The following is a 15,741-nucleotide window of genomic DNA, read 5'->3' on the forward strand; positions in this document are numbered from 1 at the left end:
TTTCTTTTCTTTATAATTCTTTGAAATCAAGTAAAGGAATCAGCAATTCTGACTCTTCCTTTTCTGGAGTTTCTCCATTGTCGATCCAGCATTGTTCCTTATTGAATATAATCGGAGAAAGCGGGTGTCTTTTTGTCTCTCCATATCCTAATGTGAGATGGCTGTCGCTCAATATCATATGTGCGTTCGTGCCCCCGAATCCAAAAGAACTGATTCCGGCTCTCAAAACCCCTTTTCTGGGACGCCATTCTTTTAAAGACGTGTTCGGAAAGAATGGCGACTGATCAAATTTAAAACGCGGATTTGGCGTTTTACAATGTAATGTCGGCGGGAGCATCTGATTTTTTATGGATAAGGCAACCTTTATAATACTCGCTATCCCCGCTGCGCTCATTAAATGTCCGAAATTCGTTTTTACGCTGCCTACTCCGCAAAATTGCGTTTCTTCCGTAACCTCCCGGAACACTTCAGTCAGCGCTTTTAATTCAATCGGATCTCCTATCATCGTACCGGTGCCATGCGTCTCGACATAACTGAGAGTATCTGCATCAATTCCGCCTTTTTTCAGGGCTTTTTTTATCACTGCGCTTTGCGCTTTCGGATTAGGTGTTGTCATTCCCATTGTCTGTCCGTCATTATTAACCGCGGATGAGTCAATTACCGCGTAAATTCTGTCACCTTCGGCAAGGGCATCATCAAGTCTTTTCAAAAGGACTGCGCCGCATCCCTCTCCCGGTACAAATCCATCTGCCTTCTCATCAAATGTATGACATTTTCCTTCAGGTGAAAGCGCCCGAGCCTCACTCAGCATGACGTAAGGCTTTTGATCCAGCAAAATGTCAACCCCGCCCGCAATCGCCATATCTGACTCTTTTGACATCAGGCTTTGACAAGCGAGATGGACGCTGACCAATGAAGAAGAACAAGCCGTGTCTACAACCAGATTCGGTCCTTTCAGATTAAAAAAGTGTGAGATATGCGCGCCTATGAAATTTTGTCCTATACCAACGATCGTATTTTTTGAAGGGGAACCTATTTTGGACATAAACGTCCCGGTCCGCGAACCGACGAAGACGCCGACTTCTTTATTTGATACTTCTTCTTTTGTATAGCCGCCGTCTCTCAATGTCTGGACGCTGACCTCAAGGCATTTTTTGATTAACGGATCAAGCTCTGATGCCTCACTTTTGTTCATATTAAAAAATGCGGGATCGAAAGACTCAATATCTTGAAGAAATCCGCCCCACTTACTGATACTTTTTCCCTTTTCATAGGTGTCAGAGTAGTATGAAGAAATATCCCATCGCGACGCCGGGACTTCGCGGACACTATTTTGTCCTTTCTTCAAATTTGTCCAGAACGTTTCTGTGTCCGGAGCATCCGGAAACTCACAGCCCATTCCGATAATAGCGATTTGGTTCAGACTGGTTTGTTGCATTTGAGATCCGCTGTCCCGTACTTCGGAAGCATTTTGATTTATATGTTGCTCTTTTTTCCGAACCTCAATGTTTTCTGAATCAATTTGAGGACTGATCCCCTCACTTGCAAATAATTCGTTTAAATAGACGGCCAGTTGTGAAAAACTCGGATACTCCAGAAAAGCTGAAGGTTCAATTTTTATTTGAAATGCATCTTCCGCTTTTTTGACAAGCTGAACCAGTAAGATTGAATCAACTCCGTAATCCGCAAAAGACGTATCTTGATCTAAATTCCCGTAAGGTATTTTCAGCTCTGCGGAAAAAATCTCCATTAACTTCCTGATCATAGCTTCATTGTCTCCCTGACCAGAAATCACTTTTTCCTCAGCATCCGGGTTATTTTTAGCAGCTTGAATTCTTGTCTGAAGCAGCTGCTGCAGCATGAATTTCTCCGGATGTGTCTTTGCCGGTATAAGGCAGGGGTATCCGTTTATCGTCATCATTTCATCCAGCATGGCAATACCTGTTTCTGTTGAGTGAGATAGTAAACCAAGTGCCTGATATGATGGACTTGTCACCTCGCCCATCCCAATGTCCTTCCAGCTCGGCCAGTTAATTGATTGATAATATGTTCTGCCGGCTGCATGCTGATACGCCGCAAAGTAATCCATAAAAGCGTTCGCTGCGGCATAGTCACTTGTTCCGGCGCCTAATAAAGGAAAAGCGCTCGCAACAGATGAAAACAAAATGAAGAAATCAAGTTCGTCATCAATAAAAATGTCATGAAGTACCTGCATCCCCTGCACCTTTGGCTCAAATACTTCTCTTATTTCTTTATCAGATTTATGAATAAAAGCCGGATTCGAATGATTGGCTGCACCAGCGCAATGAATCACCCCGCCGATTTTGCCGAACTTCAGTCTCACCTCTGAAAAGAAGCGATGTAATGTTTCTTTTTCCGTGAGCGGCCCGGAATACACTTCCACCTGAACTCCCTTTTGATCCAACTCATGCAGCAGTTGTAATTTCGAATAAAGAGGTGACTTTTCATCGGTGTCTTTTAACATGCCGGCTATTTTATCAGATTCCGGAAGGTCGGTTACTCCCATCAACACAAGTTTTTTGACTCCCTTGCCGGCATAATGTCTGGCAAGTTCTGCTCCGATCCCTCTTGTTCCCCCTGTAATTACCAGGGTTTGATCCGTACGGCATACTGGCAGACCGGATAGTTTCCGGTTTATTTCCGCTGCATGTAATTTCTCGACGTATGGAATATAACGTTCACCGTTCCGGTAGCAGATTTCACTATACAGCCCGTCAGCGCAAGCTTCATCTGTGATTACCTGTCTCAGTTCCGCCGCAGTCCCGACATGCCCGTCTACATCTATTGTTTTTGATTTTATCTTTTGATACTCCGCACTCAGCATTTTATATAGTCCGGCTGTTTCGGCTCCGGCTAACGACGGCTTGTCATTCAGAAATGTCTGCAGCCCTCTGGTCACATGTAAAACGAAAAGCTGTTTACGTGTCTTTATGATTTCCTGCAGCAGTGTCAGCTTCCCGATTGTGCCAGTGCGTGCCCCGTTTTGATCACTCCGGAAATCTGACAGGTCAATCATGCCGATGATTTCCGGATTTTCTTCTATGACCGCTAGAGCCGTTTTTTTGGCTTCCCCATCCGAATGATCCCAGTTATCTGCGCAAATGACAGCGGATTCAATCATAGGGTCTGAATCAAACAATTCGAATGCAAGCCGCTCACTTTCACTATTAGCCAGGATCATCACCTGTCCTTTCGTAAAAGCGGAAGGCGCAGCCTTTTGTTTTTTCCACGATTTTTTTAATACATCAAATGATAAGTCAGTCGGTGCATGGGGCAGACTCTGCGGTACGCCTGTTTTTTTCTGTTTCTGTGCTGCTTTTGCGGCAGGCACCCAATATCTGTTCCGTTCAAAAGGATATGCAGGAAGAGAGATAAGCTTCGGTAATTCCGAAGTGTACATCTCTTCCCATTGAACATCTCCTCCGTTCACCCAGTGAATGGCCATTTCTCTTGCACTTTTAAAGTGAGCGGCTGACATGGCATCCTTTTGACCAGCGCCTCGGCGGGCCTTTCCCCTATATAAACCGTTTAACTTATGATCTGAACGCAAATACATCGTCAGCTTATTGCGAAGATCGTCAATGCTGCTAACCTCAACAGCGAGCCGCTCTTCCATAGCGTTTCTCCCGGTCTGCGAGGTGTACGCAGCATCAGCTAATGACGTTTTTGGCTCCAGTTCTTTTATATATGCATCAATCAAGAGTCTGAGCCGTTCTTCATTTTTGGCAGAAAGCAGAATAATTTGCGTCTTGTTGCTCTGTACCGTTTCCATCTTTTCTTCATTCTTATACTCTTCGATGATAATGTGGGCATTAGATCCTCCAGCGCCGAAAGAACTGATGCCTGACCTTCTGGCTTGATTTTGCGGCGTCTCCCAATCGGTCAGTTCAGACTGCACGTAAAACGGTGTTTCCCCAAAATCAATATTAGGATTTAAGTGATCGGAATGAAGGGAAGGAGCAAGCTGTTTATACTTCATTTGCATCAGCACTTTTGTAATAGAAGCAATTCCCGCCGCAGCCTCTAGGTGTCCGATATTTGACTTAACCGAACCAATTGCACAACGATAATCGCTTTTCGAGCTGTGCAAAGCTTTGGTTAATCCTGAAATTTCAATCGGGTCTCCCAAAGATGTCCCGGTGCCATGCGCTTCAATATAACTTATGCTGTCTGCATCAATCCCCGCCTTATCAAGAGTTTCACTGATGACGTTTGCCTGCTCGCCCGGATTTGGCACAGTGTATCCGTTTGTTTTTCCGCCGTGATTTACAGATGTTCCCTTAATCACACCGTAAATCCTGTCCCCGTCAGCCTTCGCGGCAGAAAGCGATTTCAAAAGAACGGCCCCGACTCCTTCTCCCGGCACATATCCGTCTCCTCCCGCTCCAAAGCTTCTGCAGCGCCCATCGCTTGAAACAAAATGATTTTGTGAAAGCAAAGTATATTTATCAGGGTGTAAGGATAAATTCACTCCTCCGGCAATAGCGAGGGTGGATTCTCCCCTTTTTATACTTTCACATGCAAAATGAACAGCAGAAAGTGAAGAAGAACACATTGTATCAATTGCAAGGCTGGGTCCGTGCAGGTCAAAGAAATATGACACCCGGTTTGCGATAGACGAATAAGAAGACAGGAGCGCCTGACGTTCCTCATCATCTGAAGCACCGGCTGCAAATAACTGATAGTGGCTGTAGGTGACGCCGACAAATACACCTGTCTTATGCCGTTTCAACTTTTTCTTTGTGTAACCCGCATCTTCAAACGTGTGCCACGCTGTCTCTAAAAATAACCGTTCCTGAGGATCAATTAACTCGGCATCACGGGGCGAAATTGAGAAGAACAGCGGATCGAATTTATCAGCGTCTTTTATAAAACCTCCCCATTTGCTGTCATGACGGGCATTGTCACCTGTGTGATAATATTTCCGAAAATCCCAGCGCTCTTTCGGTATTTCCGTTATACAATCTTTTCCGGAAGAAATATTTTCCCAAAACTGTTCCACATCCTTCGCCATCGGGTAGCGGCCGGCTATACCGATAATTGCAATATCTTCCTCGGAAGGTGCGGATGGTATGCGGGAAACGGAAAGCTTCTCCCGTTTCGCCGGCGCCGAATGATCAATTCGCTGTTCGGCTGCCGGTAAAAACGCCTTCTTCAACTCATGATGATAGTGTTCAAGAAAATACTCTGACAGCTCTTCAACACTGCTGTATTCAAAGAAAAGAGTCTTAGACACTCTTCCAAAATATTTTTCCAGACGGGAGTTAAGACCTAAAATCGTGAGAGAATCAATTCCGTAACGGTCAAACGTATCCTCGGGTAAAATACTGTCCGCCGGTCTTCCCGTTTCCGCACCGACGATCTCTGTCAAAAGACGGACCGTTTGCTTTTTCAGATCTTTTTCATTTAATTGCGGCAGATTACTGTTGTTTTCAGGCACAGTCTCTATTTCTTTATGATCAGTTGAGAGTAATTCACTTATTCTATCTTTGTCTCCGCTGATAACAGCCAGCTGAGAAGCAGAGCGGCTCATACTGTCCTGAAAAGCGGCAAGCCCTGCTTGGGCGGATAAAAGTTCCAGCCCTGCATGTCTTAAAGCTTGCAGCTCTCCCGGCCCGACTGTCATATTGCCCGCATCCCATAACGGCCAATTAATAGAAAGTGTTTTCCCGGGACGTCCTTTAATGCTTCGATACTGAGTGAATCCATCCATACATCCGTTAGCGAAGGCGTAGTCGCTTTGACCCGCATTAGGCAGAACGGCCGAAAGGGATGAAAACATAACGAAGAAATCAAGAGGCTCTTCTTCAGCTGCTTTATCCAGCCAAACGGTTCCGAATACTTTAGGCGCTATAACTTCTTCTATGCTTTCTTTCGTTTTTTTTATGATAAATGCATCCTTAACAAGTCCGGCACTGTGCAAAATTCCGTTTAATTCTCCGAATGTCTGCTTAATGTGCTTAATCAAAGCGTCCGTCTCTTTTTCCTTTGAAATATCTGCCGGGACATATAAGGCTTCAGCGCCAAGATTTTCAAGAGCGCTCAATTTTTGCGCCGTTTCACTGGAGGCCGGGGAACGCCCGGTTAATACCAGCTTGACTTCTGCCTGTTTCGCCAGATATTCAGCAAACAGATACCCAAGACCGCCGGCTCCTCCCGTAATTAAATACACACCGTTCTTTTTTACACTGAAACTATGTTTCTCCCCATCTTCTTTTTTTACTCTTTGAAGCTGCCTTTTATAATAATGCCTCGGCTCATAGCAGGTAAAGTGGTCCGTTTTACATTGATTGTTCCATTCAAAAGAGATGACATCTGCAATATGCTGCTTTGTAAACGGCTCGTCAAACATTGATTTCAGCTCTGCAGCCTTACATGTGAAATTCGGATTTTCGGCCTGTACGGTCTTAAGAAAACTTTCAACCGCGTTATAAATCGGCTGAACCTCGCCCTCGGTATTTTCATACAGGTACAAAATTTCTGCTTTCGGACAAAGTTTGTTCGCCATTAAGGCCTGAAACATTTGAAACAAGGAATACAGACTTTTATTGAGCTGCTTTCTCATTGCATCTTCCGTATTTTTGAAGAGCCCGGCAGCTAAAAAATGAATAATGTGGCGGGGTCTTATATTTTGAGAACGCAGAACCCCGCATAACGCATCATAATCCTCACCTTTTGTAAAGTTCATTGTAAAACGACCGTTCCGGCAATCTTCGAAACGCTCGCCGGAAGTCACGTAAATGAAAGGTGCCTCATAGCCTTCAAGCTGCCTCTTCATTACGGTATACATGCTGTCGTCTTCGCAAAAAAATAAAATTGGCTCTTTCGTATGCGGGAATTTTTCACTGCCTTTAAATTCATGTCTATCCCATACCATTTCATATAGATGGGTTTTCCCCAAGCTCTTAATGAATTCCAGCCCTTCTTCAGGCGTCAGGCTGCGTTCTTTCACCTTTTTCACGATTTGCTCAATTTGCATCGTTTTTTCATTCATGGAAAAGCAACTCCTCTATCAGCTCTGACGTCTCTTTCGTATTCATCTCACCTGTTTGTGCTTTTTCAAGAAGCGACATGATTTCTCCATCTGCTGTATCTTTATTTGAGTTGTGAAGCTCAGTGTTCGAGAAAGCCTCAGCCTTCTGCGCTTCATCTTTATTTAAATGAATCCAATGTCTGTTCTTGCTGAAAGGATAAAGAGGAAGAGACAGTTTAACCGGTTTGAGTTCCTCCTCATACAAGTCTTCCCAGCTGATTTCACAACCGATCGTCCACAACTGAGCCAGTTTGGCCGGCTTGTTTTGCTGAATTAGTGATTGAACATATGCATGACCTTCGGGGCCGCCGAATAAAGGAGCGTACAGACTATCAAAATCCGTTACATTTCCTTCATAAACACCTTGCAGCCTGCTCCCCTGGATGTAACCGTTTAATTTTTCAAGAAGATCTCCGGTATTCGAGCAAGTGATCGCAAGGCGGCATTCAAATGGTTCCCTTCCGGTTTGCAGCGTATATGCTATTTCTTCAAGACCGAATCCGGACTTTTCTCTAAAATTGCCGTTATGCGGTTTATCAGCTGATCGATTCCGGATGCGGCTGATATAGCGGCACAGCTCGCTCAGTGTCTTTAATTCCTGAAATATGTCAAGTGATATTTCTGTGCCGTACATTTGGTTTATAAAAGAGATTAATTCGGAATAAGCCAACGGATCAAATCCGAATTCCGAAAGAGGTGTCTTTGCATCTATATCTGCGGTATCTAAACGCAGGATACCCGCTGCCGCTTCCCGAACCGCCTCTTGTAAATCACGTTCCTGCACCTCTTGCTGACTGAATTGAACTGATCGTTCTTCATGTAAAAATGTTGTTAACTCTTTGGCTTTAACCATCAGCCTTTCCTTTGTTTTGGCCGATAGAACAATGATTTGTTCCCGCTCGGCAGTTACTGCTTTATCTTGGCCGTATTCAAATTCTTCCACGATGACATGAGCATTTGCCCCGCCGAATCCAAAGGAACTGACTCCGGCACGGCGCGGAATTTCATTTCCTTTTCGATCTTTTAATCTGGCCCACTTCATCGTTTTATTGACAATATGAAACGGTGTTCCGCTTAATTGAATGTAAGGGTTCAGCTCCTTGACATGAAGTGTGGCAGGCAATGTTTTATACTTCATGGATAGTAATACTTTAATCAGCCCCGGCATTCCAGAGGCGGGCTCTAAATGACCGATATTCGTTTTTACTGAACCGATGCCGCAATATTGGTCATGATTCTTTCCTGGATGCGGCTCAAAAGATCCAAACGCTTTTTTCAAGCCTTCAATCTCAATCGGATCTCCCAGTTCTGTCCCGGTTCCGTGTGCTTCAATATAAGATATCGTATCAACAGGAATACCGGCATTTTTGTAAACAGACGTTAACAGTTCAGCCTGAGCTTCCGGGTTCGGAGCGGTCAATGAAGCAGATCTTCCTCCGTGATTTTCTCCGGTTCCTCTCAGGACTCCGTAAATATTGTCTCTGTCATTCATTGCCGCTTGCAATGGTTTCAATAACAGAACAGCTGCACCTTCACCGCGGACATAACCGTCGGCAAGTTTATCAAACGTCTTACACCGGCCGTCCCTAGACAAAATACCGAGTTTATCAGTATACATATGCGTGACTGGATCTAAGAGCAGCGAAACCCCGCCTGCTACCGCCAGCTCACTTTCGCCATTTTGAATCGAGCGCACAGCTCTGTGGATTGCTGCAAGACTGCTTGAGCAGGCTGTATCAATGGACTCACTCGGACCTCTGAAATTAAAATAGTGGGATACACGATTGCTGATGAGCGCCTGGCTGTTTCCGGTTCCCGCAAACGCATGCGCCCCGTCCGAATGCCTCATCAGCAGCTGGCGGTAATCATTAAATTGAATGCCCGTAAACACCCCGATATTTTTTCCAGACAGCTTTGAAGCTTTGTAACCCGCATCTTCTATCGCTTTCCAGGTTTCCTGCAAATAAATTCTGTGCTGAGGATCCATGAGTTCTGCTTCCCGCGGATTAATATTGAAAAACGCCTCATCGAATTTATCGGCATCTGTGATAAAGCCGCCCCATTTCGAATGTACTTCGCTGCTTCCTTTGCCTTCGGCGTATTTTTTCCAATCCCAGCGATCCGGGGGAATTTCCTGAATCAAATCTTTTTCATTGATTAAATTGATCCAAAACTCATCTGCATTTTTTGATCCCGGAAAAACACAACTCATCCCGATAATGGCAACTGGCTGCTTCTCTGGATGATGGTCAGCCTGTCTTGTTGTCTTTTTTTCAAACGGAAAACTTCGCGGCGGCTTCACGGTTTTCCCGGCGGTTTTCCCAGCGTGCACTACTTTCCTTTTTTCAGAAATGTTTTTTTCTGCATCTGTATTCCCTTTTGCAACAGTACGCAGTTCACTGTTTAGAAATTCTGAAAGAGATTTTATATGGCTGTAAGTAAAGAAAACGGCAGGTGTCAGCTTAAGCTTGTATTTTTTATTCAGTCGGACAGCTAATGTTTTCAAACTGATAGAATCAAAGCCGAGATTGCCGAAATTCTCTGCCGTATCCAGCTGTTCAATGTTAATTTTCAATAATTCCGATACCATTTGCTTCAGTTCTTCCAGGACATTGTCTGCAGACACCGGTGCTGTATAAGAAATTTCCTCTTGACGAACCGGAAGCGTATTTACTTTTTGATGCGGCAGGTCTTTTTTTGCTGGTGTTGTTCCGGCATCCCCGGTAACAACCGAAATTTGCGGACAGTCACTTGCCAAAATCGTCTCAAAAGCCGCTATCCCTTCTTCCGTTTCCAAATAATCAAACCCGGATGCGGAAAGATATGCTTCTTCAGCTTCTTTGTTTAAATGCATTCCGCCTTTACGCCACAACGGCCAGTTAATCGAAATGCTCTTGCCTTGTCTCTCTTGCCGGCGGCTCTGTTCGGATCTCCAATTTATATATTGATCTTGAAAATAATTGCCCAACGCATAATTAACCTGTCCAAAATCTCCGAAGACCGCAGAAATAGAAGAAAATACGATAAAGAAATCAAGCGGCTCATCTTTCGTTAATTCATCTAAGCATACCGTTCCTTCAATTTTAGCAGTCATGCCTTCTGAAAAATCAGTCAGATTCATCTCTGTAAATAACCGATCATCGGCATGACCAGCTGAATGAATAACGCCTTGAATGGAGCCCCAAGTCCGTTTCGTTTCTTCTATGACCCGTCCCATCGTCTTTTGATCTGCGGCATCAGCTTGATAATATACCGCATCTCCTCCAAGCGCCTGCAGCCGGTCAATGTTATGTCGTTTATCAGCTGTTAACGGTGACCTTCCCGTCAATACTAATTTTGCTTGATATTGAGAGGCTAAATATTTGGCGAAAATCAGGCCCAGACCGCCCAAACCGCCCGTTATGAGGTAAATCCCTTTCTGTTTCAGCTGATGAGAGTGCTCTGTATGATTGAATACATACTCCTTTAATGTCTTAACATACCTCTTGTCATTTATATATTTAACTTCTTCCGCCTGCCGTTCCACGCCTGAAACCATTTCGTTAAGACAAAATTCAGCCATTTTTTCAATTGATATACGTTCTGAAAAACCGATTGACTTCACATTCTCTGCGGATGGCACCAACATATTTGCCGTTTTTAAACAGCCTGCAAGAGCGCCCGTATACGGATCATTCACGCCTTCTTTAAAAGAGTGAACAAGAAGCAGAGAATGAAGATAAAGAGCGGCGTCACTGCGGGCGTTCAGCGCTTTTAATAAATAAAAAATTGATTCCAGGCCGCTGAGAAGGCGGTCACCCGCGTAAAATGTTTCTCCCGTGTGCAAGATGACATCAGGAGAAAACCCCTTTTTCTCCAATTCTTCGAATAAACGAATGTAATCTGACGTCACTTCCGGGTTTATACAGAATGTCAGCAGATTTTGATCGGTCTGCCGCTGATCCGGCGTGACGAGAATGACACGGCTGTCTGATTGATTTTTCAGAGCTCCAGCCAATGCTTCATCTTTTGCAAAGACCAGAATTGTTTTAGGCTCCCTATCTTTCATTTCAATCAGAGGGTTTTTTTGATCCCACTTATGCTCATAAAAACGTACATTTTTATTAGGCTTTCCGCCAAAAACCAGTCCGCTCAGTTCCATCAAAATCCCGCCGGCATTGTCTAATACATACACATCATAAGCCGAATCGCTTTCTTCAGTTTGTTCTGCATATACATAAACGGGTTCAGTCTCATGATCAAAAATCGTACATTCTTTAATGTTTTCCGGGAGCTCTCCGGCATTTTCCCCCGCAAGGTATATGACGGCTTGATATACGCTCTCAATAACTTCCGGTTTGATTATGCACCCTTTCGGCTCGGCCTTTGCTTTTATCTTTAAAAGTACCTGTCCGTTCCTGCTGACACATTGCTCTGCGGCTTTCAGACTGTCACTGCAGCTGTATCCGAATTCGGCAAGCCGCTGATAAAACGCTTCATACGGTATGCGGTCTGCGCGCTGAGACAGAAACGGCTCAAGACGAATATTTCCGTTCTCGTACGCCCCGCCTTCTAATTCGAGCCGCCCTGAGGAATAAATGGATGAGTCGCTCTGTTTTTCTATAGAATACGATGCACCCTGATTATCCGGGGTTAATACAATCCGGATCTGCTCATTGCTTCCGCTTTGTAACATCGGTTCTCTAAAGGAGAGCTCTGTTAATTTAATAATCGGATTCCCTGAAGCCATCGCTCCGGCAGCTCTCGCCATTTCAATCTGGCTGAGAAACGGAAACATTTCCTTGTCTTGATACTTTGTTTTTATATACAAATCGGTATCGCTTACATTGATAAGAAACTTCTGTGCTTTAAAATCAGATATATTGCATGAAATGTAAGGATGCAGATCGTTATTTACGTTCATCCGGCGGCTTCCCGTATTTTGCGCATCTATTCTGCATAGCTCTTTGGCAAATGGATATCCGGGTGCTGATACCCGTCTCAGAGTGACATCTTTATAAAGTGACGGCCAATCTACCCCGTTACCGGCAACCCAGTATTCAGCAATCTTCAAAAGATCCCTGTTTGCGGCTGCTTCTTCAATTTCAGCTTTGTTCATCCTTTTTGCTTCTGTTGTGTCTTTGCCGCTTGTAAAAATATGATCCATCGCGTTTCCGAGAGTATAGTCTGTCAGTCCTTTAAGCAATTCATCTCTTGTGGAGGCGATAACAGCCAATCTGTGCGGCATTTCTTCTCTGCCGGTTTGTAAAGTAAATGCTGTATTTCTAAGTGTTTCTAATGGATAATCTCTGGCTGCTATATGTTCTTTTGCGCGTTTTGCATATTCTTCCAGCCTGTCGGCATTTTTTGCAGAAAAAACAAATAAAAGCTGTTCAGGTTCTTCAGCCGCGAGAGGAGAGATAGCTTCATCCGCAAATTCTTCTAAAATAACATGGGCATTAGCTCCTCCTGCCCCGAAAGAACTGATTCCGGCACGCCTGGGAACGGATGACTCCCATTTTTCGGCACTGTCCGGTACATAAAAAGGTGTTTTTTGAAACGGTATATTTTCATTCAATTCAGCAGAATGAGTCAGTGACGGAACAATTGTTTTATGTTTCATTTGAAGAATAACTTTCGTAATGCCCGCTATGCCTGCAGCAGCCTCAAGATGTCCGATATTTGATTTAATCGACCCGATCGCGCATGTCTTCTTATCGCGTTCGGCACCTGAAAATGCTTTGGTCAGACCGGTGATTTCAATCGGATCTCCTAACGCGGTGCCTGTTCCGTGAGCCTCTATATAGCTGATGCTGTCTGGATCAATAAATCCTTTTTTTAAGGCTCTCGTAATGACCTCACTTTGAGCTTTGGGATTCGGCACGGTATATCCATTCGTCTTAGCACCGTGGTTGATGGCTGTTGCCTTAATCACTGAATAAATCTGATCACCGTCGGCAATAGCCTTTTTTACGGGTTTCAGCAGCACGGCACCTGTCCCTTCTCCCGGCACATAGCCGTCTCCTCCTGAACCGAAGCTTCTGCATCGGCCATCACTGGATAAAAATCCGCCTTGAGTCAAGAGTTCATATTTATGAGGATGAATGGATAAATTGACGCCTCCTGCAATTGCAATTTCACATTCATTCCTGATTAAACTTTCACAAGCAAAATGAACAGCCGTTAATGATGAGGAACACATCGTGTCCAAAGCAATACTTGGCCCGCTGAAATTAAAGAAGTAGGATACCCGGTTGGCGATTGATGCATATGAGGAAGAAACGGCCGCTTCGTGACCAACGCTGTACAGCTGATATTGGCCGTACATAACCCCTGCAAAAACACCGACGTTTTTTCTTTCAAGCGTTTTCTTTGCGTACCCCGCATCTTCTATGGTGTGCCAAACCGTCTCTAAAAACAGTCTCTCCTGCGGATCAATTAATTCAGCTTCGGCAGGAGAAATATTAAAGAACAACGGATCAAAATGATACACATCGTCAATAAATCCCCCCCATTTGCTTTGGTTTTTTACTTCATCGCCCGCTGCGGGCTGATAGTGCAGCCCCGAATCCCACCGATCCTTAGGTATCTCAGTTATACAGTCTTTACCGTTCAATAAGTTTTCCCACAGAGTATCAAGATCATTTGCCATCGGGTAACGTCCGCTGATACCGATAATCGCGATATCATTGTCATGATACTTCTCCTGCTGCTGCACCTGATTTTTCATCTGGATTTTCTGTTTCCCGTTAACTTCGGCTGTCTGTTTATTGTCTTTTTTCTTCTGAGATGGGGTGCTGCTCCTGTTTTCTCCTAACCGGAGTTTATGAAGAAGAGTATCCCTGTGCTCCTCAACGAAATACTGTGACAATTCTGCCGCAGTCTGATATTCGAATAACAGCGTTTTTGAGAGCGCGCCGAAATGTTTTTCAAGCTCATTCGTCATATTGATAATCATAACGGAATCAAGTCCGTATTTTTCCAATGCCTCTTCTGCATCTATTTTGTCCGCAGGCATCCTGAATTCTGCAGCAATCATTTTTATAATAAAATCAGATGTTTCAGCTGTCAGTTTCTCTGAATCAAATGATTCGATATTTCTCCCTGTTCCTTCATCTGCCTGAATATTGTCTTTTCGTTCATATAATTGATGAACATGATTGTCAATTTGCTCATCTCCGTAAAATACAGTAAATTGCGAAAAACCGGAGGACAATGCGACTGCAAACGCTTCTTTACCTTCTTCTTTTTCTAAAGGATAAAAACCCGCCTTTTTCATTGTCTCTACCGTGCGCTCATCCACTTGCATGCCGACTTCTTTCCACAGCGGCCAGTTCAGAGAGAGAGAAATCGTATCAGAATCCTGGGCAGAACGCATATTCATGAAATGATCCATATAACTGTTTCCGAACGCGTAATCAGATTGCCCGACATTTCCCAACACTGCGGAAGTAGAGGAGAAGCAAATGAAAAAGTCAGGATTTTCTTTCTCAACAGCATCATTCAGCCACATCGTACCCAATACTTTCGGTCTGATTACCTGATCGAATTCCTCTCGTGACTTGTTAAGAAGGAAAGAATCACGGATGATTCCCGCGCCCTGAATGACCCCGTTTACTTTTCCATAAGAAGTTTTGGCTTTTTTGACTACATATTCGGCTTCTTCCTTATTGGTAATATCAGCCTGAACATAAACAGCTGAAGAACCGGCATCCTCTAATCGTCTCAGCTGTTTTCTTATATGATCTGAAAGCGGAGATCTCCCCGTTAAAACAAGGCAGCATTTTGTTTGAAAAGCCAAATATTCTGCAAAGGTAAATCCTAATCCGCCCGCGCCTCCCGCGATAATATATACTCCATTTTCTCTCAGCGGCACATCTCCGCTTCGGGAATTTTTTTCGGGTTCATACGTTTTGAGCTGTTTAACATAACGCTGCATGTCTTTATAACGGATCTCTACATCTGAAGGCTGGAAATCACTCAGCTCATTGCGTATGATATCAGCCGCGTGAACGGCTGCTATTGACTGCTCCAATTCAATGCTTTTTGCTGAGATTAACGGATTTTCCAGCTGCAATGTCCGCAAAAATCCGCTTGCCGCCGCGTAAAGAGGCTGTTCTCCGGAAAGATGCGAAAAATATCCGTATAACAGCTTGATCGGTTTGCGGCAGTTATTTTTGAAGAGCGCCTGTTGCAGTAAAAACAAAGAATAGACTCCGCTGTCGCATTGTTCACGAATCGCTCTCTCAGTCTTTTCAAACGGCATGTCTGACCATAAATGCACCGCTTCCCGTATATCTGACTTCTCTTCTTCTATAAGCCATCCTAACAGGTTTATGTAATCTCTTTCAGAGCGGGGGTCGATTTCAAATACACCGTCCCCGGTTTTTCGAAACTCTTTCCCCGGCTTAACCAAAATAACCCTTGTATCATGCAATGCAGCAAGTTCATTTCTCACAATTTCATTTTTATCAAATAATAAAAGGCTGCCCTCACGTCGGCCGCCTTTTACATGAATGCTGAGATCTGTCCGCTGCCAGACCGTCTGATAATATATCGCCTGTCCGTTACCCCCTGCGGAATGAGAACCAAGCTGCTGTATCCGCTTTACTCCTTCTTCCAAAGAAATGATGCCGCTTTCTATGTCAGAAAGTACTTTTTTTCTAATATGACGGGCTTCTTTCATAAAAATCTTCATCCCCTTTACA

Annotated in this window: 2 protein-coding genes; both read right to left on the reverse strand. The window is 44.2% G+C overall.

All coding sequences use genetic code 11. The features are described from left to right. Positions 1-10 precede the first annotated feature (10 nt). Positions 11-7,015 (reverse strand): SDR family NAD(P)-dependent oxidoreductase, encoded by a 7,005-nt coding sequence (locus tag CXL14_RS15925; protein ID WP_014417644.1) that lies wholly within the window; start codon positions 7,013-7,015, stop codon positions 11-13. Continuing rightward, positions 7,008-15,719, reverse strand: a complete 8,712-nt coding sequence (locus CXL14_RS15930) for a type I polyketide synthase (protein ID WP_014417643.1) — start codon at positions 15,717-15,719, stop codon at positions 7,008-7,010. Before CXL14_RS15930 ends, CXL14_RS15925 begins: the two co-directional genes overlap by 8 nt. Positions 15,720-15,741 lie beyond the last annotated feature (22 nt).

Source organism: Bacillus sp. SJ-10 (genome assembly GCF_002843505.1).
GTDB classification, from domain to species: Bacteria; Bacillota; Bacilli; order Bacillales; family Bacillaceae; genus Bacillus; species Bacillus velezensis.

What these genes read in the sequence shown, in the direction of transcription:
- CXL14_RS15925 (WP_014417644.1), bottom strand. Translation starts at nt 7,015, where the DNA reads ATGAATGAAAAAACGATGCAAATTGAGCAAATCGTGAAAAAGGTGAAA.
- CXL14_RS15930 (WP_014417643.1), bottom strand. Translation starts at nt 15,719, where the DNA reads ATGAAAGAAGCCCGTCATATTAGAAAAAAAGTACTTTCTGACATAGAA.